The sequence below is a fragment of the Cellulomonas sp. RIT-PI-Y genome (assembly GCF_025642745.1).
Lineage (GTDB): Bacteria > Actinomycetota > Actinomycetes > Actinomycetales > Cellulomonadaceae > Cellulomonas.
Window position 1 is genome coordinate 46,727 of the sequence record NZ_JANZKP010000014.1, and the last position, 20,509, is coordinate 67,235.

The 20,509-nt window shown below is 73.6% G+C and carries 17 protein-coding genes; 14 read left to right on the plus strand and 3 right to left on the minus strand.

What is annotated here, in order from left to right; genetic code table 11:
- Positions 1–148 precede the first annotated feature (148 nt).
- From OGL89_RS06725 to OGL89_RS06740, 4 genes are all read left to right on the plus strand, one after another.
- The gene (locus OGL89_RS06725) at positions 149–769 is read left to right on the plus strand and encodes a DUF47 family protein (protein ID WP_263119142.1); all 621 of its coding nucleotides are present in this window, start codon (positions 149–151) and stop codon (positions 767–769) included.
- 6 nt (positions 770–775) lie between these two features.
- Positions 776–1,777, plus strand: coding sequence for an inorganic phosphate transporter (locus tag OGL89_RS06730; protein ID WP_263119143.1), 1,002 nt, complete (start codon positions 776–778; stop codon positions 1,775–1,777).
- Between the two features lie 97 nt (positions 1,778–1,874).
- Positions 1,875–2,369 (plus strand): hypothetical protein, encoded by a 495-nt coding sequence (locus OGL89_RS06735; RefSeq protein ID WP_263119144.1) that lies wholly within the window; start codon positions 1,875–1,877, stop codon positions 2,367–2,369.
- A gap of 195 nt (positions 2,370–2,564) precedes the next feature.
- Positions 2,565–3,104 (plus strand): hypothetical protein, encoded by a 540-nt coding sequence (locus OGL89_RS06740; protein WP_263119145.1) that lies wholly within the window; start codon positions 2,565–2,567, stop codon positions 3,102–3,104.
- Positions 3,105–3,167: 63 nt separating this feature from the next.
- Here the strand turns inward: OGL89_RS06740 and OGL89_RS06745 are convergent, their stop codons facing one another.
- The 3 genes from OGL89_RS06745 to mshD form a co-directional block, all read right to left on the minus strand.
- Positions 3,168–4,202: an NUDIX hydrolase gene (locus tag OGL89_RS06745; RefSeq protein WP_263119146.1), complete on the minus strand. Its 1,035-nt coding sequence runs from the start codon at positions 4,200–4,202 to the stop codon at positions 3,168–3,170.
- Positions 4,199–6,712 (minus strand): RNA degradosome polyphosphate kinase, encoded by a 2,514-nt coding sequence (locus OGL89_RS06750; RefSeq protein WP_263119147.1) that lies wholly within the window; start codon positions 6,710–6,712, stop codon positions 4,199–4,201. Before OGL89_RS06750 ends, OGL89_RS06745 begins: the two co-directional genes overlap by 4 nt.
- A 93-nt stretch (positions 6,713–6,805) precedes the next feature.
- Entirely contained in the window at positions 6,806–7,687 is an 882-nt protein-coding gene (gene mshD / locus OGL89_RS06755) for a mycothiol synthase (RefSeq protein WP_263119148.1), read from the minus strand.
- A 228-nt stretch (positions 7,688–7,915) separates the two neighbouring features.
- On the opposite strand from mshD, the gene OGL89_RS17150 reads away from it, so the two are divergent.
- The 10 genes from OGL89_RS17150 (at position 7,916) to OGL89_RS06805 (ending at position 20,411) form a co-directional block, all read left to right on the plus strand.
- On the plus strand, positions 7,916–10,378 hold the full coding sequence (locus OGL89_RS17150) for a helix-turn-helix transcriptional regulator (RefSeq protein WP_263119149.1): 2,463 nt from the start codon (positions 7,916–7,918) through the stop codon (positions 10,376–10,378).
- Between the two features lie 44 nt (positions 10,379–10,422).
- Entirely contained in the window at positions 10,423–11,694 is a 1,272-nt protein-coding gene (locus OGL89_RS06765; protein WP_263119150.1) for an NAD(P)/FAD-dependent oxidoreductase, read from the plus strand.
- Between the two features lie 59 nt (positions 11,695–11,753).
- Complete coding sequence (locus tag OGL89_RS06770; RefSeq protein ID WP_263119159.1) at positions 11,754–12,104, plus strand: DUF5997 family protein; 351 nt, start codon at positions 11,754–11,756, stop codon at positions 12,102–12,104.
- Between the two features lie 167 nt (positions 12,105–12,271).
- A complete protein-coding gene (locus OGL89_RS06775) occupies positions 12,272–13,372 on the plus strand; it encodes an ABC transporter substrate-binding protein (protein WP_263119151.1) in 1,101 nt (366 codons plus the stop codon).
- Positions 13,369–14,433 (plus strand): iron ABC transporter permease, encoded by a 1,065-nt coding sequence (locus OGL89_RS06780; RefSeq protein ID WP_263119152.1) that lies wholly within the window; start codon positions 13,369–13,371, stop codon positions 14,431–14,433. The genes OGL89_RS06775 and OGL89_RS06780 overlap by 4 nt, the downstream gene beginning before the upstream one ends.
- On the plus strand, positions 14,430–15,251 hold the full coding sequence (locus OGL89_RS06785) for a heme ABC transporter ATP-binding protein (RefSeq protein WP_263119153.1): 822 nt from the start codon (positions 14,430–14,432) through the stop codon (positions 15,249–15,251). Before OGL89_RS06780 ends, OGL89_RS06785 begins: the two co-directional genes overlap by 4 nt.
- A complete protein-coding gene (locus tag OGL89_RS06790) occupies positions 15,248–16,591 on the plus strand; it encodes a hypothetical protein (RefSeq protein ID WP_263119154.1) in 1,344 nt (447 codons plus the stop codon). The genes OGL89_RS06785 and OGL89_RS06790 overlap by 4 nt, the downstream gene beginning before the upstream one ends.
- Positions 16,588–17,847 carry a hypothetical protein gene (locus OGL89_RS06795; RefSeq protein WP_263119155.1) on the plus strand — a complete coding sequence of 420 codons (1,260 nt, stop codon included), beginning with the start codon at positions 16,588–16,590 and terminating at the stop codon, positions 17,845–17,847. The genes OGL89_RS06790 and OGL89_RS06795 overlap by 4 nt, the downstream gene beginning before the upstream one ends.
- A gap of 101 nt (positions 17,848–17,948) precedes the next feature.
- Positions 17,949–19,340, plus strand: coding sequence for an HtaA domain-containing protein (locus tag OGL89_RS06800; protein WP_263119156.1), 1,392 nt, complete (start codon positions 17,949–17,951; stop codon positions 19,338–19,340).
- 6 nt (positions 19,341–19,346) lie between these two features.
- Positions 19,347–20,411, plus strand: a complete 1,065-nt coding sequence (locus OGL89_RS06805; protein WP_263119157.1) for a DUF916 domain-containing protein — start codon at positions 19,347–19,349, stop codon at positions 20,409–20,411.
- Positions 20,412–20,509: the final 98 nt, after the last annotated feature.

Consider the following 20,509-nt stretch of genomic DNA (forward strand, 5'->3'; position numbering starts at 1 on the left):
AGGGGGAACGGGACCTCCGTCACATCGCCCGCACCGGACGCCGCCCCGTACCTGTGCGTTCACCCCGCGTTCATCTCCGGGGTTGCGTGTTCACCCGTCGGCTGCCCTAGCCTGAGCACGACCAGAGCCCTTCCACTGGGAGTCTCCCGTGCGCCTGCGCCTCACTCCGCGCGACACCTCGTTCTTCGATCTCCTCGCCGCCTCGGCGGCCCACCTCGTCACCGGCGCGAACCTCGTCGCCGAGCTGCTCGGGGCGGACCGCCAGACCCGCAAGGCGATCGCCAAGCAGATCAATGAGGTCGAGCACCTCGCCGACGAGGCGACCCACTCGATCATGCGGCGGCTGAACCAGACCTTCGTCACCCCGTTCGACCGGGACGACATCTACGCCCTGGCGTCCGCGCTGGACGACTGCATGGACTTCATGGAGGAGGCGACCGACCTGATCGTCCTCTACAAGCTGGAGGAGCTGCCGCCGCGGGTCTCCGACCAGGTCCAGGTGCTGCAGCGTTGCGCCGAGCTCACCGCCGAGGCGATGCCGAAGCTGCGCTCGATGGACTCGCTCAGCGATTACTGGGTCGAGGTCAACCGGCTGGAGAACCAGGCGGACAAGTCGCACCGCAAGCTGCTGGCGCAGATGTTCGACGAGATCGCCGACCCGATCCAGCTGATGAAGCTGAAGGAGGTCGTCGAGAAGCTCGAGGACGCCGCCGACGCGTTCGAGAAGGTGGCGAACACCGTCGAGACCATCGCCCTCAAGGAGTCCTGAGCTCCCGTGGAGATCGCGCTCGTCGTCGTCGTTGTCGCGTTCGCGCTCGGCTTCGACTACACCAACGGGTTCCACGACGCGGCGAACGCCATCGCGACCTCGGTGTCCACCCGGGCACTGACTCCGCGGGCGGCGCTGCTGATGGCGGCCGTGTTCAACCTGCTCGGTGCCCTGCTCGGCACCCACGTGGCGACCACCATCGCGCACGACATCGTCAGCATCGACGACGTGGCGCCACACTCCGGCCTGGTGATCGTGCTGTCCGCCCTGGTCGGCGCCATCACCTGGAACCTGATCACCTGGTGGCTCGGACTGCCGTCGTCCTCCACGCACGCTCTGATCGGCGGGTTGGCCGGTGTCGGCGTCGCCTCCGGGATCACCGTGCACTGGTCGGCGATCCTGGACAAGGTCGTCATCCCGATGATCGTGTCCCCTCTGCTCGGCTTCGCGGCCGCGTTCGCGGTGATGGTCGGCGTGCTGTGGCTGGTCCGGCGCGCGTCGCCCGCCCCCGCGCAGCGTCGGTTCCGGCTCGCGCAGACCGCCTCGGCCGCCGCCATGGCGCTGGGGCACGGTCTGCAGGACGCCCAGAAGACGATGGGCGTCATCGTGCTGGCGCTGGTCGCCGGCGGCTTCCACGACGGCGACTCGATCCCGCTCTGGGTCAAGCTGGCCGCCGCCACCGCGATCTCGCTGGGGACCTATTCGGGTGGCTGGCGGATCATGCGGACCCTGGGCCGCAAGATCATCGAGCTGGACCCGGCCCGCGGCTTCGTCGCCGAGTCGGTGTCCGCCGTGGTGCTCTACCTGAACGCCTACTGGCTGCACGCCCCGGTCTCCACCACCCACACGATCACCTCGGCGATCATGGGCGTCGGCGCCACCAAACGGCTGTCCGCGGTCCGATGGGGTGTCGCCAAGAGCATCGGCGCCGCCTGGATCCTGACCATCCCGGCGGCGGCCGCGGTGGCTGCCGTGGTCTACGTGGTGCTGCACGCCTTCCTGGGCTGACCGGCCCGTTCGGCTCACCCGATCGGCCTAGTCAGGCCATATCGCCCGTAACGCTTGAAGTGGACGAACCGCTTCGACGTCGGGTTCACTGCGTGTCATGTCTGTGCGGAAGCTGAACCTCACCTATGTCCTCGGGGGCCTCGCTGTGGCCTCCCTCGCCCTCTCCGGCTGTAGCTCGAGCGCACCCGACGCGCAGCGGGACGAGTCGTCTGGTGAGATCACCGCGTCCTCCGACGCCAACGTGTTCACGGTGGCTGTCGGCGACTGCCTGGATCTCGCGTCCGCTGACCTCGCCGACGAGGTCTCCTCGCTGCCTACGGTGCCCTGCTCCGACGCGCACGATTCCGAGATCTACGCCGAGGAGGAGCTGCCTGCCGGTGACTTCCCGACCGACCTCGACGCGCAGGCCGACGACTTCTGCTACGGCGAGTTCGCCACGTTTGTCGGGGTGCCGGCTGAGAACTCCTCCCTCGGCTACCAGCCGATGACCCCGACCGAGGGTGGGTGGGAGCAGATGGATGACCGCGTCGTCCAGTGCATCGTCATGAGCGCAGAGCCGGTGACGGGAACCTTGGAAGGCTCGGGACTCTGAGCTGATCGATCGCCTCGGCTGAGCGGCGCGTCCTGCACCACGGGCGCGCCGCTCACTCATGCCGGCCTCACCGAGTTTCGCACAAGGACGCCAGTCATCTACCGTTGTATTTGATGAATCAATCATCAAGATTTCTGGACTTGTTGTCATCGAATGGATAGCTTGGTCGTCCTATCGGAACAACAAGGGGGCATGATGAAGCGTAGTATCGGTGTGACCGCAGTGCTCGGCATGGCATGTCTGCTCAGCGGGGGCGCGATCTCTCCGGCTATCGGCAGCGAGTCGTCGCCGACGACGACCAGTGTCACGGTCTTCGACGCGGCCGAGCCGACGATCCGGCCGGCGGCAGGTGAGACGGTGGTCGTCCATGAAGGCGCCACGACAACCACGTACGTGGGAGTGACGGCGGCCTGCACAGAGACGGTCACCGCCGGTTCTCCCACGAAGAGCGGGAGCATCGTCATGAGCACCGTCTCCTTCGCGCGGAGTGCCGGATGCTCGCCGACGACGCAGGTCGCCACCGCGCGACTGTGGAGTTACCAGGGTGCACTGATCGGCTGGCGCGAAAACACATCGTCCAACACTTCCGTCATTGCCGGGGGTAAGGGTGTCGGTGTGATGACGAAGTTCACCTGCAAGAACTCCAATGCGACACAGTGGCGCAGCGGCGGATTCCTCGGTTCGGCTGGGAATCCGACGTACGGCGCGTCGGTCACGTTGAGCTGCGGCGGCTGAGCGAAATGGCGTAAAAGGCCCCGCTCTCCCGCGCCGAGCGCTGTGGCGCGGGAGGGCGACTCGTCAGGGCAGGTGCCGCTCCACCGCCAGCACCCGCCGCCGCCCGCGTTCGTCGGCTGCCGTCGCGACGTGGGCGACCAGCATCTCCCCGGGGTGCAGCCACGGATCGGCCGTCGGCAGTTCCGCACGGGCCTTGGTGCGGGCGTGGCCGGCCAGGACGCCGACCACGGTGGGCAGCACCGGCCGGTGGGTGCACAGCGCCAGGTCGACCTGTCCGGCCCGGGCGGCGATCAGCGCCTCGACGGCGTCCGCGGTCGCCCCCGGGTCGTGCGCGTGCGCGTGCTCGGTCAGCGGCTCGAGCTCGCCGATCGGCAGCCCGGCCGCGGTGGCATAGGGCTCCACGGTGCCGTGGCAGCGCGCCCAGGGGCTGGTGACGAGTTCCGCGACGCCGAAGGCAGACAGCAGCGGGACCAGGTCCTCGGCCTGGCGGCGCCCGACCGGGGTCAGCGGCCGGGTCAGTTCCTCCGCGCCGTGGGCGGCGCGACTGCGGGCGCGACCGTGCCGGACGACCACGACCGCGCGGGTGTCCAGGCGCCCCTTGGTGTGCGCTCTGACCAGGGCGTCCAACGGTTCGGCGTCGGCGCGCCGGGTGAGCTTGCGCCGGGCGACCTCGGCGTCCATCCAGGCGACCCGGTCGATCTCGGTGGCCGCGGCGGGCGCGAACGGCGGGCGGGCGTGCAGGGCGGGGCCCTCGGGGCGGCCGGCGACCTGCGCGGCCCAGTAGTGCACCCGCTTGTGCCGACCGTCGTTCAGCGCGTACTGCAGGCCGGGCAGCGGGCGGCCGAGCACGATCGGCAGCCCGGTCTCCTCCTCGACCTCGCGGATCGCGGCGACGGTGACGTGCTCCCCGGGTTCGACCTTGCCCTTGGGCCAGGACCAGTCGCGGTAGCGCGGGCGGTGCACCAGGGCGACCTGGAGCCGGCCCTGCCGCACCCGCCAGACCAGGGCGCCGGCCGCCTCGACGACCGCGGGCCGCCGGGCATCCCGGGCGGTGCGTGCGGCCCGGGCGGCCTCGGCGACGGTGGTGCCAGAGCTCATCGGCCCGCGCCCAGCCGCCGACGCTGCCGGTAGATCAGGGCGGACTGCAGGTCGCGCAGCCGACCGTCCGCGCCGGTGGCGTGCCGGTCCCAGGTGCCGTCGGGTCCCAGGTGCCAGGAGACGGTGGCGTCGGACATCGACTCGTCCATCAGGTCGACCAGCTCGGCGACCTGCTCGGGCTCGGCGATCCGGACCAGGGCCTCGACCCGGCGGTCCAGGTTGCGGTGCATGAGGTCCGCGGAGCCGATGAACACCTCCGGGCCGGGGATCAGGACGTCGGACTCCTTGCCACCGTCCACCAGGTCCTTGCGCATTCCGCCGTCGGCGCAGAACGCGTACACCCGGGAGTGCTCCAGGAACCGGCCGAGGATCGAGCGCACCCGGACGGTCTCGGACAGGCCGGGGACGCCGGGTCGCATGGCGCAGATGCCGCGGACCACCAGGTCGACCGGCACCCCGACCTGCGAGGCGCGGTACAGGGCGTCGATGGTCTCCTCGTCGACCATGGAGTTGACCTTGAGCTTGATCCAGCTGGGCCGGCCCTCCCGCGCCGCCTGCGCCTCGCGCTCGATCCGCTCGATCAGGCCGGAGCGCACCGACCGCGGGGCGACCAGCAGGCGGTGGAACCGGGACTTGGGCGCGTAGCCGGACAGCTGGTTGAACAGCCGGGTCAGGTCCTGCCCGACGTCCGGGTCGCTGGTGAGCAGACCGAGGTCGGTGTAGATCCGGGCGGTCTTCGGGTTGTAGTTGCCGGTGCCGACGTGGCAGTACCGGCGCAGCCCGTCGGACTCCTGCCGGACGACCAAGGACAGCTTGGCGTGCGTCTTCAGGCCGACGATGCCGTAGACCACGTGCACGCCCGCCTGCTCCAGCTTGCGGGCCCATCCGATGTTGGCCTGCTCGTCGAACCGGGCCTTGATCTCGACCAGGGCCAGCACCTGCTTGCCCGCCTCGGCGGCATCGATCAGGGCGTCGACGATCGGCGAGTCGCCGGAGGTGCGGTACAGGGTCTGCTTGATCGCCAGCACCTTGGGGTCGGCGGCCGCCTGCTCCAGGAAGGTCTGCACCGAGGTGCTGAACGAGTCGTAGGGGTGGTGCAGCAGGACGTCCCGGGTCCGGATCGCCGCGAAGACGTCGGTCGGGGTGGCGGACTCCACCTCGGCCAGGAACCGGTGCGTGGTCGGCACGAACTTCGGGTACTGCAGGTCCGGGCGCTCCAGGTCGGCGATCAGGTTCAGGCCGGTGTGGTCCAGCGGAGCGGGCAGCTCGTAGACCTCCTCCTCGACCACGCCGAGCTCGCGGATGAGCAGCTGGCGGATCCGCGGGCTGATCGACCGGGCGACCTCCAGCCGGACCGGCGGACCGAACCGGCGGCGCAGCAGCTCCTTCTCCAGCGCCTGCAGCAGGTTCTCGGCGTCGTCCTCCTCGACCTCCACGTCCTCGTTGCGGGTGACCCGGAAGGTGTGGTGCTCGCGGATCTCCATGCCCGGGAACAGGTAGTCCAGGTGCTGGGCGATCACGTCCTCGATCGGGACGAAGGACATCGGGCGCTGGTCCATCGGCGCCTGCCCGGCGGTGGCGGTGGGGCGGCCCTTGGCGTCCACCGCGATGTAGCGGGGCAGCAGCGGCGGCACCTTGACCCGGGCGAAGTGCTCCTTGCCGGTGGTGGGGTTCGCCACGACCACGGCCAGGTTGAGCGACAGGCCGGAGATGTACGGGAACGGGTGCGCGGGGTCGACCGCCAGTGGGGTCAGCACCGGGAAGATCTGCTTGCGGAAGAACTTGCGCAGCCGGTCCTGCTCGGCCTCACCGAGCTCTTCCCAGCGGACCAGGGTGATGCCCTCGGCGGCCAGGGCGGGCTGCACCTGCTCGGTGAAGACCGCGGCGTGCCGCTCCATCAGCTCGTGCGCGCGCTCGCTGATCGACTCCAGCACCCGGCGCGGGCTGAGACCGGAGGCGGCGGTGACCGCCAGCCCGGCCGCGATCCGGCGCTTCAGGCCGGCCACCCGGACCATGAAGAACTCGTCCAGGTTGGAGGCGAAGATCGCCAGGTACCGGACCCGCTCCAGCAGGGGCTGGCCGTCGTCCTCGCCCATCTCCAGCACGCGCTGGTTGAAGGCCAGCCAGGACAGCTCCCGGTCCAGGAACCGGTCATCGGGCAGCGGCTCGGACGCGGGGAGCCCGGCGGGCTCGGCCTCGGCCACCGGCGCGATGTGCTCTGCGATGTGCGCGGCCAGTTCCGGTGCCAGCGGCCGGCCGGTGCGGGTGCGACCGTCCTCGGTCACCCCGTCGGCCGCGGAGGTGCTGGCCGCGACGGTGCCGTTGGCCCGCGCGGCGGGCTGGTCGGCGGTCGGCTGCCGGCGGGCACGGCCGGTGGTCGAACGGCTGCTGGTCGTCGAGCGGCTGCCGGTGCCGGTGCTGCCGGCCGCGGAGCTACGACTGGTGCTGGTCGTGGCGGCGCTGGTCCGCCGGGTGCGACCGCGGGGCTGCTGGTCCGGGTTGTCGCTCATCGCCCCATGGTGGCACTGGAAGGTGTCCAGCGGGTGACCGAGATCCGAGCCCTGGGGACCACGGCCGTCCGTGGCGGCTTGTGGAGGGGCGGGTCACCGTCGGTAGACGACGTGCACCGCGCTGCGGTCGAAGCCCGCGCGTCGGTAGGTCCGCACCGCGGCGGCGTTGTCGCCCTCGGTGTAGAGGACCGCGGTCCTCAGTCCGCGATCGGCCAGCTGGGCCAGCATCCGGTCGGTGAGCAGCCGGCCCAGTCCGCGGCCCTGGGCCTGCGGATGGACGCCGAGCACGTAGATCTCGCCCTCGTCCTCACCCGGTGGCACCTTGGTCCAGCCGGCGGCCAGCAGCCGGCCGTCCACGGTCGACTCGGCCAGCAGGAAACCCGCCGGGTCGAACCACGGCTCGGCCTCGCGGGCGTCCAGGTCCTCCCGGGTCAGGCGGCCCTGCTCCGGGTGGTGGGCGAAGGCGGCGGCGTTCAGCTCCAGCCACGCGGCCTCGTCCCGGCCCGGGACGAAGGCCCGGATCCGCAGCTCGGGTGGGGTGGGCGCCGGGTCGGCGGGCGCGGGGAGCGGGTCGAGTCGCATCTGCCAGAGCTCCCGCACCACCGGCAGGTGCCGGGCGGCGGCGAGCGCGCGGGCCGCGGGCAGGTCGCCGTGCGCCCAGAGGTCGACCGGGGCCGTCAGTGCGTCGATCAGTGCGGAACCGAGACCCTGGCGGCGGTGGTCCGGGTGCACGACCAGCTCCGCGGTGGCCTGCCCCGGGTCGCGCAGATCGAGCTGGGCGTACCCGGCCGGTGCGGCCGGATCGCCGGCCGTGAGGTGGTGGATCGCCGGTCCGGCGCCGGTGAGCCAGAGCAGGGGCTGTTCGGAGAGCGGATCGACGCCGTCCGCCGCCGCGGCCGCTCGGGCCAGGGTGCGTACGGCGTCGGCGTCGGCGCTGCTCAGGGGACCGGTGCTGCGGCGGAGGTCGGCGGTCATGGCACATGCCTATCAGCCGCTCCGGTGCACCAGCCCTCAGGGCCAGGGGAGATGGCTACTCATGCGTGGGTGAATCGCACTCTGGTCGAGTCGATTTACTACTCGGGTCGTGCGTGATCAGTACCCCACCGGGAGCTGTTAACCCCTGAGTTGGACGGCGAACGGCGCCGATGCGGGGGCCGCTTCCTAGGGTCGCGGTCATTCCGCCCCCCGCTTGAGAGGTGCTCCGTGCTCCGCGATCTCGCACTCACGCTCGACGCCGTCGAGTCCTGGCTCGACCTGGGACGGGACGTGGTGATCCGTGGTGACGACGGATCCGGGCGCAGCACCGTCCTCCGGGGGCTGGCCGGACGACTGACCGAGCGCGGCGATCGGACCCTGCTGCTCACCGCTGCCGGCCCGCGCGATCACGCCGCCCTGCTCGCCCACCCGTCGTTCCCGCCCGCGCTCGCGGACGCCAGCAGCGTCGAGCTCGCGCGCTGGCTGGGTGACGAGCTCTCCGGTGAGCACGTCACCCTGCTGATCGACGACGCCGCCGACCTGGACCCGTGCAGCGCGCAGGTGGTCCGTCAGGCACTGGCCCGGTCCGGGGGCGCCGTCGTCCTGACCGCCGGTGGCCGACGTCGCGACACGGAGGGCGCCGGTGCCGTCCTCTGCGCCGAGCGGGCCCCGGCCGACGTGTGGCTCCGCCCGCTGACCTACAGCTCGGTGTTCGAGCAGATCGCGACCGCCCTGGGTGCGCCGGCCGACGTCCCGCTGGTCGCGTCGGTGGCGGCCCGGTCGGCGGGCAATCCCCGGGTGGTCGACGCCCTGGTGGACGCGGCGCGGTACGCCGGGGCGATCGAGCTGCGGGACGGCCGGTGGCATGCGGTCGCGATCGCCAAGGGTCTTCCCCTGGACGCCGTGGTGAACGCCTTCGTGCCGCGGTTGCCCGCCGCCGAGGCCGAGGCGCTGGAGCTGCTGTCCTGGCTCGGCCCGGCCGCGGCCGAGGACGTGGCGCAGTGGGTGCCGCCCGAGCTGGTCGGGCGGCTGGTCGACCGGGGGCGCCTGATCGGTTCCCAGGACCGTCGCGGTCGGCCGACCCTGGCGGTGTCGCCACCGGCGCTCGCGGCCGCACTGCGCTCGGGGTTGAGCCTCCGGCGCCGGGCCGAGTTCACCGAGCGGGCAGGCGCGACGGCCCACCGGCCCCGGGCCGACCACCGGTCGCCGCTGGACGTGGTGTTCGAGCCTGCACCGGACGAGGTGGGGCTGGGCGCGCTGTGGACCGCCGGGCTGGCGGCGCGGATCGAGGAGGACGAGGTCGCACGGGAGTCCGACCTGCGCGCCCGGTGGCTGGCCACTCCGTCGGTCCGGACCGCGAACGCCTACCTCACCCTGGTGCGCCGACGGCCGGAACGTGAACGGATCGCCGCCGTCTACCGGCAGACCGCGCTGTCCGACCGGGACGACCCGCTGGACCGGGCCCTGTACCGGCTGCAGCAGCTGGTCTGGGCGCAGTGGAGCGGACAGGGCCGGTCGGCCGTCGTCGCCCTGGCCGCCGCGCACGCGGAGGACCTGCGTCCGCTGATAGAACTGGACGCGCAGCGCGAGCAGGTGCTGGCCCTGGCCCGGGCGGGCGAGCCGGTCGACGCGGCGGTGCGGGCACTGCCCCCGGTCGGGGGCGGGACGCGCGCCGCGGTGCAGGCCGCCGTGCTGGCGGGCGTCCTGATCGAGGTGGGGCGCCCGGACCTCGCTTTCCCGCTCGCCGATCGGGGCGACCTGACGGATCAGCCGGGTCTGCTCGGGCACTTCCTGGCGGGCCTGCGCGCGTCGGCGCTGCTGTTGCTGGGGGACTGGGCGGAGGTGGAGCGGCAGTCCCGCGGTCTGCTGGAGACCGCCTGCGCGGAGCTGGACGCCCCGGGCATCCGGGTGCACTCGTGCCTGCTCGCCGAGGTGCTGTCCCTGACCGGCCGCCCCGACCAGTCCTGGCTCGCGGTGAGCCTGGCGCTGCGCTTCGGCACCTCCGGACCCGCCGAGGAGCCGTTCTTCCGCCGGGCGCTGGCCCTGGCCGCCTCGATCCGGGTGCAGCTCGGCGACCGGTCGACCGCTGAGGGGATGCTGACCGAGCTCCGGGCGGCGCCGATCCGGTACCGCCCGCTGATCGACTCCCTGCTCCCGCTGGCCGAGACGCTGGTCGCCCACGCCGGGACCGCCGAGGAATCGGCCGCGGCGGACCGGGCGCTGTGGGAGGAGGGACTGCGGCTGGTGGAGTGCGGTCAGATCGGCGTCGCGCTGGAGTGCTGGCTGCGTCGTCCGGGCCGCTACACCGTCGACCAGCTGGCCGTGATCGAGGCGCAGCTCGACCGGGTGACCATGCCGATGCTCGCGCCGTGGTACCGGCTGCACCGCGCCTTCACCGACGACGACTCCGACGCGATGCGGTCCGCCCTGGCCGAGGTGCCGCCCGCCGCGGAGCTCGCGGTGGTGGTCCGCGGGGTCCTGGGGCTGACAGAGTCCTGCCCGGCCCCGGCACAGGTGTTGTCCGAGCGTGAGCGCGGGGTGGCGGAGCTGGCCGCGCTGGGGTGGGACGACCGGGCGATCGCCGCCGAGCTGTTCCTGAGCCTGGGCAGCACCCGGTTGCACCTCGACCACGCCCTGACGAAGCTCGGCCTGGACGACCGCGTGCAGCTGGCCCGGATCGAGCTCGGCTGAGGGCGGTCCGGGAACGTCGGCGGGGTCGGAGGCGTTGACCGACCGTGGCCCCTGACGACGACACGCAGCGGGTGGACGTGGTGGTGATCGGGGCCGGGCAGGCAGGACTGTCGGCCGCCGCCCATCTGCGCCGCTCCGGATTCGCACCGGTGGACGCTCCCGCACCGGGAGCCCCGACCTTCGTGGTGCTGGACGCCGCCGACGGTCCGGGCGGCGCGTGGCGGGAACGCTGGCCCACGCTGACCATGCGCACCGTGCACAGCGTCTACGAGCTGCCGAACCGGCCGATGCCGGAGTTCGACCTCGATCTGCCCGCCGCCCGGGCGCTGCCCGGGTACTTCGGCGAGTTCGAGGCGACCGAGGGGCTGCACGTCCGGCGGCCGGTGCAGGTCCGCGCGGTCCGCGACGCCGAGGACGGCCTGCTCGCGGTGCAGACGGTGGACCGGTCGGGGTCGCCGGTCGGCCCCGTCGCCGAGGCCGCACCGGTCCTGCCGCAGTCGGAGGACTGCCTGGGCTGCGGTGCGGGACCGGTCCGGCCGGCCGGCGCGGCCCCGCGTCCGCCCGCACCGCCCGGGGCGCCGCGCCGGGTGCACCGGACCTGGCTGGCCAGGGCCCTGGTGAACGCGACCGGGACCTGGACCCGCCCGTTCTGGCCGGTGTACCCGGGGCAGCGCGAGTTCGCCGGGACCCAGCTGCACACCCACGACTACCGCGCACCGGAGGACTTCACCGACCGGGACGTGATCGTGGTCGGCGGGGGCACCTCGGCGGTGCAGCACCTGCTGGCGATCCGTCCGTTCGCCCGGTCGACCACCTGGGCCACCCGCCGACCGCCGGAGTGGATCGACGCGGAGTTCTCCCCGGAGCTCGGCCGGGAGGCGGTGGCCCGGGTGGAGCGCCGCGCCCGGGAGGGACTGCCGCCCGCCAGCATCGTCTCCGCCACCGGGCTGTCGCTCACCCCGGAGTACCGGCCGGGCATCGAGTCCGGTGTGCTCCGGGCCCGGCCGATGTTCGAGCGCCTGGTGCCGGACGGCGCGGTCTGGGCGCCCGGGCCGGTCGGTGCGGGCTGGGTCGACGGACCGGAGCACGTGCGGGCGGACGTGGTGCTCTGGGCCACCGGGTTCCGGCCGGCGGTGGAGCACCTGGCGGCGCTGCGCCTGCGGCACCACAACGGCGGGATCGAGCTGGAGGGCACGCGGGCGGTGGTCGATCGGCGGATCCAGCTGGTCGGCTACGGGCCGAGTGCCAGCACCGTCGGGGCGAATCGGGCCGGCCGGGCGGCGGCGCGGGAGGTCCGGAGGCTGCTCGACGCCTGAGGTGTCCGTATCCTGGGCCGGTGACCTCGCAGCCCCGTCGTGCCCGCGCGACCCAGACCATGAAGCCCGCCACCGCCGCGACCAAGCTCGGCGTGTACCTGCCCGCCACCCCGGCGGAGTTCCAGGCCGGTCCGGTGTCCCGCGACCAGCTGGACGAGTGGCAGCAGCACCCGCCGGAGTGGCTGACCGAGCTGCGCCGCACCGGACCGCACCCGCGCCAGGTGGTGGCCGCCCGGTTGCGGGTGTCGATGTCGGGGCTGGCCCGCGGCGGCCTGACCGATCCGCTGACCACCGAGCAGATCGACGCGATCATCGCCGACGCGCCGGAGTGGCTGCACCGGGAGCGGGCGAGCTACGCCGAGGTCAAGCGCGAGGAGCAGCGGCTCAAGGAGCGCGACCAGGAGCGCTGAGCGCAGGACGCGGACGGCCCGTCGGGGGTTCCCCGGCGGGCCGTCGTCATGTCCGGCATGCGGCCGTCCGGGTGTCGTGGCCGTTTTGTGACACGACGTCCTCTTGTTTCTGAGGGTGCCCTAACTTAGGTTAGGCGAGCCTTCCAGACGTAGGAGTTCGTCCCACCATGTCGCTGTTCTCCCGGTTGCGCCGTGTCCTGATCCCCGTGTGCGTGCTCGCCGTCCTCGCCGGCTGTTCCCTCACCGGAGCCGCGGGCGACTCCGGCCCGGCCGCCGCCGACGACCGTCCGGCGCTGGACACGCTGACCCCGTTGGAGCACCCGCGCGACTACCAGGGGCCGAGCACCGCGGTGTCGGTGGCGACGCCGGTCGAGCCGGTGGCCGAGGACCCGAGCCCGGCGCTGCCCGCCACCGTCACCGACGCCCAGGGCACCGAGGTGACGGTGACCGACACCAGCCGGATCCTGGCGCTGGACCTGTACGGCTCGACCTCGCGGATCGTCTACGAGCTCGGCCTGGGCGACAGCGTGGTCGGCCGGGACACCTCCTCGGACTTCCCGGAGATCGTGGACAAGCCCCTCGTCACCAGCAACGGGCACGAGCTCACCGGCGAGGCGATCCTGGAGCTCGCGCCGACCCTGATCATCACCGACACCACCCTGGGGCCCTGGGACGTGATCCTGCAGATGCGGGACGCGGGCATCCCGGTGGTCGTGGTCGACTCCCACCGCAGCCTGGAGAACGTCGCCACCCTGATCACGCAGGTCGCCGCCGCCGTCGGGCTGCCGGAGGCCGGTGCCGAGCTGACCAGTCGCACCCAGCAGGGCATCGACGAGGTCACCGGCCAGATCGCCCGGCTCGCGCCCACCGACGAGTCCGAGAAGCTCCGGGTGGTCTTCCTCTACCTGCGCGGCAGCGCCGGGGTCTACTACATGTTCGGCACCGGCTCGGGTGCGGACTCGCTGATCACCTCGCTCGGCGGCGTGGACGTCGCGACCGAGATCGGCTGGCAGGGCATGCGGCCGATCACCGACGAGGGCCTGGTCGCCGCGCAGCCGGACCTGGTCCTGGTGATGACCAAGGGCCTGGAGTCGGTGGGGGGCGTCGACGGCCTGCTGGAGCAGCTGCCCGCGGTGGCGCAGACCCCGGCCGGTGAGCACCGGCGGATCGTCGACATGGCGGACACCCAGCTGCTCGGCTTCGGGCCGACCACCGCGCAGACCCTCGACGCCCTGGCCCGCGCGCTCTACGCCCCGGACGCCGCATGACGGCGATCACCGCGGTCCTGCCCCGCACGGTCTCCCGGGTGGTGCCGGTGACCGTGCTGCTGGTGATCGCGCTGGTGGCGCTCGGGATCGTCAGCGCCGGGAGCGGACAGCTCGCCGTGCCGCCGGACCAGGTGCTCGGGTCGGTGCTGCACCGGATCGGTCTGGACTGGCTGCCGCTGCCCGTCCACCCCAACGGCGACGCCGCGCTGTGGAGCATCCGGTTCCCCCGCGTCGCGATGGCCATGCTGGTCGGAGCGGCACTGGCCACCGCGGGGGCGGTGATGCAGGGGGTGTTCGGCAACCCGCTCGCCGATCCGGGCGTGGTGGGGGTGTCCTCCGGTGCGGCGCTCGCGGCCTGCGCCGGGATCGTGTTCGGGCTGAGCTTCGCCGGGGCGTACACCACGGCGGTGCTGGCCTTCGTCGGCGGACTGCTCGCGACCTTCCTGGTGTACCTGCTGGCCCGGTCGGACGGCCGGACCGAGGTGGTCACCCTGGTGCTCACCGGGGTGGCGGTGAACGCGGTCGGCGGCGCGGGGATCGCGTTCCTGACCTTCCTCGGCGACACGCAGTCCCGGGAGCAGATCGTGTTCTGGCAGCTCGGGTCGATGAACGGCACCCGGTGGGCGTACGTCGGCGTGGTCGCGCCGCTGGTCGCGGTCGGCGTCCTGGTGGCGATGCTGCTCGCCCGGCGGCTGGACCTGCTGGCGCTCGGCGAGCGCTCGGCCCGGCACGTCGGCGTCGACGTCGAGCGGCTGCGGATGGCGAGCATCGTGGTGGTGGCGCTGCTGACCGCGGCGGCGGTGGCGTTCTGCGGGATCATCGCGTTCGTCGGACTGGTGGTGCCGCACCTGATCCGGATGCTGCTCGGCCCGGGGCACCGGGTGCTGGTGCCGCTGTCCGCGCTGGGCGGTGCGGTGCTGCTCACCGGTGCCGACCTGGTCGCCCGGACCGCGGTCGCCTACGCCGACCTGCCGATCGGCATGCTGACCGCGCTGGTCGGCGGCCCGTTCTTCTTCTGGCTGATCCGGCGCACCCGCCGCACCGCGGGAGGCTGGGCATGACCGCCGCGATCGAGGCCCGGGACCTGGGCTACGTCGTCGAGGACCAGGTGCTGCTGACCGGGGTCGACCTGGACCTGCGGCACGGCGAGCTGCTCGCGGTGGTCGGACCGAACGGTGCCGGGAAGTCGACGCTGCTCGGTCTGCTGGCCGGTGACCTGCGACCGTCGACCGGGTCGGTGCGCTACGCCGGCCGGGACGCGCACGCGTCGCCCGCCGCGGACCTGGCCCGTCGTCGTGCCGTGCTGCTGCAGGAGCACCGGCTGAGCTTCCCGTTCACGGTGCTGGACGTGGTGCGCATGGGGCGGGCGCCCTGGCGCGGGCGCCCCGAGGAGTCCGAGGACGACCGCGCCGTGGCCGAGGCCCTGGCCGCCGCCGACGTCGGACCCCTGGTGCACCGCCGGTTCCCGACCCTGTCCGGCGGGGAGAAGGCGCGGACCTCCTTCGCCCGCAGCCGGGCGCAGGGCACCGGGGTGCTGCTGCTGGACGAGCCCACCGCGGCGCTGGACATCAAGCACCAGGAGCAGGTGCTCGGCCACGCCCGGGACCGGGCCCGCTCCGGTGACGCGGTGCTCGCCGTGCTGCACGACCTGTCCCTGGCCGCCGCCTACGCCGACCGGGTGCTGCTGCTCGGCGCCGGCTGCACGCACGGCCTGGGCGCACCGGCCGACGTGCTCCGGGCCGACACCCTGAGCGACCTCTACCAGTACCCGGTCGACGTCTTCCGGCACCACCGCACCGGCGAGCTGGTGGTGCTGCCCGACCGCACCGCCGCCCACCACACCGTCCCGACCGCCCTGCCCACGGAGGCCCTCCGATGATCCGCCGCGCGGCACCCCGCCGCTCCGCCCTGACCGCGCTCCTCGCGCTGGTCGCCCTGCTGTTCGCCGCCCCCGCCGCGATGGCCGCCCCTTCGGTCGGCGTGGCCGGGGTCGACGGCCGGGCGCAGGCGGCGCTGGACGGGCCGACCACCCTGCAGCTGACCGGCACCGGGTTCCAGTCCATCCAGGGCGGGTTCGGCGGGATCTACGTGGTCTTCGGCTGGGTCGACGACGCCGCGGGCGGCAGCTGGCGACCGAGCCAGGGCGGCCACACCGGCAGCGACTACGACTACGTGCCCGACGCCGAGACCGCGGACAACCAGGGCTACATCCGGTTCGTGGCGTTCCCCGGCTCGGACACCGAGGCGGCGGCGAACGGCGGCACGGTGGCCGCGGACGGCACCTGGTCGACCTCGCTGACCGTGCCGGGCCCGACCTTCACCGCCAAGGGCCGCGACGGCGCCATCACCGAGGTGGACTGCACCCAGGTGCAGTGCGGGGTGATCACCATCGGCGCGCACGGTGTGGTCAACCCGAGCAACGAGAGCTTCACCCCGGTCGACTTCGTGGCCGCCGGATCCGGTGCCGCCGCTGCGACGAGTCCGGGTGCGGCCGCCGGGACGTCCGAGTCCGCCGCCGAGGAGACCACCGAGCGGGCCGCTCCGACCGTCGGCGTCGACCAGGCCACCGCGGTGGTCGGCAGGGCCCTGACCTTCGCCGGGCAGGGCTTCGACCCGGGCGAGCAGCTGACCGTGACCCTGGACGACGGTGTGGTCTCCCTCGGTCCGCTGAACGCCGGTGCCCAGGGCGAGATCGCCGGGGCGCTCCAGCTGCCGGGCGACACCCGGGTCGGCACCCACCTGCTGCGGGTCAGCGCCGCCGGTTCCGGGCTGACCACCGAGCTGGAGTTCACCGTCACGGCCGATCCGGCCGCCGCGAGCGCCGCCGACCTGATCGCTGCGCAGAGCGCGGGGGAGGGGCACGTGTGGACCGCCGCGGAGATCGCGGTGGCGGTGGCGGGCGGCCTGCTGCTGCTCACCGTGCTGGTGTCCCTCGTGACCGCGCAGCGTCGCCGCCGGCGGGCCAGGAGGGCGGCGCAGGCTCAGCCGTCCGCACCGGCCCCGGTGGACGGGGTCGCGGCGGCCCGGACCGCCGACGCCCCGCCCCGCGCCTCGGTCGCCCGGCACTACGCGGCCGCACCGCCGATCGCGTCGTCCGCGCCCGGTGCGGTCGACGGCCCCGCGACCCGGCGACCGTCGCCCCTGCCCGCGCACGACCCGGTGGACGGGCCGCCGACCGAACAGCTCCCGCCGGTCGTCACCACCGAGGCCGTCCGATGAGGCGGGTCCTCGCGGCCGCGGCCCTGGCCGCCGCCGCGCTGCTCGCCACGGCCCCGGCGGCGCTCGCCGCCGACGACCCGGACGGCTCGATCGAGGTCGGTGTGACCATCCCCGACCTGGGCGACCAGAAGCTGTCGATCACCAACGGCCAGCTGCGCTGGTCGCTGAACGCGGAGACCGGCGCCGGGGCGTACTTCGGCGGGTGCAACTTCCTGATGGCCGGCATCCCGGGCGCCGACGGGAACGCGGGCAGCGCCAGGGTCTGGTCCGAGGCGGACGGGTTGTACCGGGCCACCGACGGGGACGTCCGGATCGAGCGCCCGGCCGCCGACGGCACCCGGGTCACCGCCGACTGGGCCAGCCGGTGCACCGACCGGGACGGCGTCACCGTGACGGCGGGCAACAACCGGGTCACCGAGCAGCAGGTCGTGCTGGACGGCGGCACCGGCACCGCGGACCCCGATGCGGGCACCGCGCAGATCCGCTGGTCCGGCACGTTCAGCGTGGTGTTCTACGGCGGGATGACCTACTGGTGGGCCAGCGACCCGGTGCTCACGGTGAACGCGGACGGCACCGCCCGGCTCACCGCCACCGCGAGCGGCTACGGCACCTCGATGTCGGACACCTCGCAGTGGAACCGGTTGGCGGACACGACGATCACCCTCGCGGACATGTCCGGGGTCCGGCTGACCGACCAGGGGTTCTCCGTGCTGCCCGCCTACCGCGGAGTCGAGGTCAGCACCCCGTCCGGCGGGACCTCGCAGGCACGTGAGGGCGCGGACTGGGGATCGTTCCCGCAGAGCTTCGTCGACTTCCAGGTGCTCACCGGTCAGTCGGCGTACTGGTACTCCTCCGGCGGCGCGGCCGACTCCCGCAAGCCGGCCACCACGATCTACGTGAGCTACGACGCCGCGGCAGCGCTGGTCCCGGCCGAGGAGCGACCGGCCGCGACCGACGCGGCGATCGGCGCGACGACCGGCGCCGGTGGCACGGGGTCCGGCACCGGGGCGGCGTCGACGTCCCGGACCGCGACCACGCCCAGCGCGGCCGCCGCGGCCGTCGCGGAACAGAACGCGCTGACCGTCCCCGCCGTGGCCACCCAGACGGTGACCCAGGCGCGGGGCGACCTGATCCCGGCCGACGGCGGCACTCCCGCGGGGCAGACCGTCGCCTGGGGGGCGGCGGGCCTGATGCTCGCCGGGTCGGGAACGATCTTCGGCTTCCGCAAGGGCTGGCTGGTCCTGCCCTGGCGGTAGTCCGGTCGGGGCCACCCCTGTGGTCCCCCACCGGAGAACCGTGCGCTGTGGGGCGCACGGTCGGCGCCGGCCCCCGGGTCGGCAGACGAGAGGAACTGACGATGGCTCTTCGGGAGAATCGCGCCCGACACCGCTGGTCCGCGGTGCTCGGCACGGTCGCGCTCGGTCTGGGCATGGGTGTCGCGGTCGCGATGCCGGCCCAGGCGGCCACCAGCGACGTCGACGGCGTCGAGCTGCGCTGGGGTCTGAACACCGAGGCGAACTCCGGCGCCTACTTCGGTGGGTGCAACTTCCTGTCCGCGGGCAAGGCCGGCAACACCGGCTCCTCGCGGGTGTGGACCGAGGCCGACGGCTTCTACTCCGGCCAGGTCGGCAACGTCTCCGTGGTGAAGGACACCCCGTCCGGCAGCGCGGTCGCGACCTGGGCCACCAAGTGCCAGACCGCCACCGGCAGCACGGTCGCGGTCGGCGGCACCACCAGCTCGGTCGGCGTGTTCGCCGCGGGCACCGGCACCGTGGACACCGCGGCCGGCACCGCGTCGATCGCCTGGGACGGCGACCTGACCGTCAGCTTCTACGGCGGCATGACCTACTGGACGCTGTCCGACCCGATCCTCACCGTGGCGGACGGCTCCGGGCAGCTCACCGCCACCGCCACCGGCTACGGCACCTCGATGGAGGACCAGTCGCAGTGGGTCGAGCTCGCCCCCGAGCAGATCGTGCTCGCGGACCTGAGCGACGTCACCGTGGACGCCGACGGCTTCGTCTCCACCCCGGACTACCTGGGCGTCGAGGTCACTCCGGCCTCCGGCGAGCAGACCCGGACCGGCGAGAACTGGGGCGCGTTCCCGCAGTCCTTCGTCGACTTCCAGGCCAAGACCGGGCAGTCGTCGTACTGGTACTCCTCCGGTGGCGCCGCGGACCCGCGCAAGGTCACGACGCCGTTGTCGGTCAGCTGGACCGTGGACGAGGGCACCGAGCCGGGCACCGGCACCGGGACCGGCGAGGACATCGACCTCGGCGTGACCATCCCGGAGGACACCGACCCGGGCACCCCCGGCGACGGTGAGCTGACCTGGACCGTGCAGAACCCGGACACCCGGGTGAACCTCGGCACCGCCCAGGCGACCGCCAGCGCGTTCGTCGCCTCCGGCACTCTGAACCGGGTCACCGTCTCCGACACCCGCACCACCGTGGGGGCGTGGACCGTGAACGGCTCCGCCGGTGCGTTCAGCTCCGCCGGCGCCACCTTCCCCGGGTCCGCCCTGGGCTGGGCCCCGGCGCTGGTCGACAACACCGTCGGCGCGGTGGCCGGTCCGGCCGTCTCCGCCGGTTCGGGTTCCGGCCTGTCCGCCGCCAGCACCCTGGTGTCGGCGGCCGACGGTCACACCGCGGGCAGCGTCTCCGTGGACGCCGCGCTGCAGCTCTCCGTGCCGCGGGACACCGCGGCGGGTGACTACACCGGTGTGCTGACCCTCACCCTGGTGGGCTGAGCCACCGTGGACGCCCTCGTCTCCCCCTCTCGTCGTCGCGGTGGCGCGGCACTGGTCCTCGGGCTGCTGCTCGGACTGGTGTCGCCCGGCGCGGCGGTGGCGCCGGCCGCCCCCACCGCCGACACCTCCTCGGTCACCTGGGGCGTGGTCCCCGGCGACACCGAGTACGGCGCCGACCGCGCGAACTACGCCTATGACCTGGACCCGGGTGACGTGGTGCGGGACGTGCTGGATGTGACCAACCGCGGCAGCACCGATCTGCACCTGACCGTCTACGGTGCCGACGGACTGACCACGACCTCCGGTCAGCTCGACCTGCTGCCCGCCGATCAGCCCTCGGTGGACCTGGGCACCTGGATCGTCCCGGACGCCGGGGAGATCGACGTGCCGGCCGGGCAGACCGTGGCGGTCCCGTTCACGGTGACCGTGCCCGCCGACGCCGCACCCGGCGACCACTCCGGCGGCATCCTCACCTCGCTGTCCGCGGCCTCCGGCGACGACGGCACCGTCCGGCTCGACCGTCGACTGGCGCTCCGGATGCACGTCCGGGTCTCCGGCGAGCTGACCCCGGGCCTGAGCGTCACCGGCCTCACCGTCGACCGCGAATCCTCCGCCAACCCGTTCGCCGGGGACACCCTGGTGATCCGCTACCGGCTGACCAACTCCGGCAACACCCGCCTGCTGCCGACCGACGCGGTCGCGGTGGCGGGCCTGGTCGGTGCCGCGCGCGTCGTCGACGTCTCCGGCGCCGATCCGGTCGAGGTGCTGGCCGGGTCCGCACTGGACCGCGAGATCACCGTGACCGGCGTGCACACCTGGGGCCGGGCCGACGTCCGGGTGCAGGCCCAGGGCACCGCGGTCGGTGCGGGCAACGGCGCGGCCGTGACCGCCTCGGCCGAGCTCAGGATGATCGCCCTGCCGTGGGCGGCCCTGATCGGCCTGCTGGTCCTGGTCGCCGCGGTCGTGACCGTCGTCCTCCTGCTCCGCCGCCGTTCCGCCGCCTCCCGTGGCAAGGTGGCCTCCGGCCCCGCCGCGGGCCGCACTCCCGCACCGCCCAGCACCGCTTCCTGAGGACCGCCATGACCTCCCCGCAGCACCCGACCGCGCCGGCCGACGGACACGGCGGTCCCGAGCCGGCCCCGGCCGGCCGGGGGACCGGTCACCCGAGC

Excerpts from the sequence above, each read along its gene's own strand:
- OGL89_RS06800 (WP_263119156.1), top strand. The coding sequence starts at position 17,949 with ATGGCTCTTCGGGAGAATCGCGCCCGACACCGCTGGTCCGCGGTGCTC.
- OGL89_RS06795 (WP_263119155.1), top strand. The coding sequence starts at position 16,588 with ATGAGGCGGGTCCTCGCGGCCGCGGCCCTGGCCGCCGCCGCGCTGCTC.
- OGL89_RS06790 (WP_263119154.1), top strand. The coding sequence starts at position 15,248 with ATGATCCGCCGCGCGGCACCCCGCCGCTCCGCCCTGACCGCGCTCCTC.
- OGL89_RS06780 (WP_263119152.1), top strand. The coding sequence starts at position 13,369 with ATGACGGCGATCACCGCGGTCCTGCCCCGCACGGTCTCCCGGGTGGTG.
- mshD (WP_263119148.1), bottom strand. The coding sequence starts at position 7,687 with ATGACCGCCGACCTCCGCCGCAGCACCGGTCCCCTGAGCAGCGCCGAC.
- OGL89_RS06735 (WP_263119144.1), top strand. The coding sequence starts at position 1,875 with ATGTCTGTGCGGAAGCTGAACCTCACCTATGTCCTCGGGGGCCTCGCT.
- OGL89_RS06750 (WP_263119147.1), bottom strand. The coding sequence starts at position 6,712 with ATGAGCGACAACCCGGACCAGCAGCCCCGCGGTCGCACCCGGCGGACC.
- OGL89_RS06740 (WP_263119145.1), top strand. The coding sequence starts at position 2,565 with ATGAAGCGTAGTATCGGTGTGACCGCAGTGCTCGGCATGGCATGTCTG.
- OGL89_RS06775 (WP_263119151.1), top strand. The coding sequence starts at position 12,272 with ATGTCGCTGTTCTCCCGGTTGCGCCGTGTCCTGATCCCCGTGTGCGTG.
- OGL89_RS06770 (WP_263119159.1), top strand. The coding sequence starts at position 11,754 with ATGAAGCCCGCCACCGCCGCGACCAAGCTCGGCGTGTACCTGCCCGCC.
- OGL89_RS06745 (WP_263119146.1), bottom strand. The coding sequence starts at position 4,202 with ATGAGCTCTGGCACCACCGTCGCCGAGGCCGCCCGGGCCGCACGCACC.
- OGL89_RS06785 (WP_263119153.1), top strand. The coding sequence starts at position 14,430 with ATGACCGCCGCGATCGAGGCCCGGGACCTGGGCTACGTCGTCGAGGAC.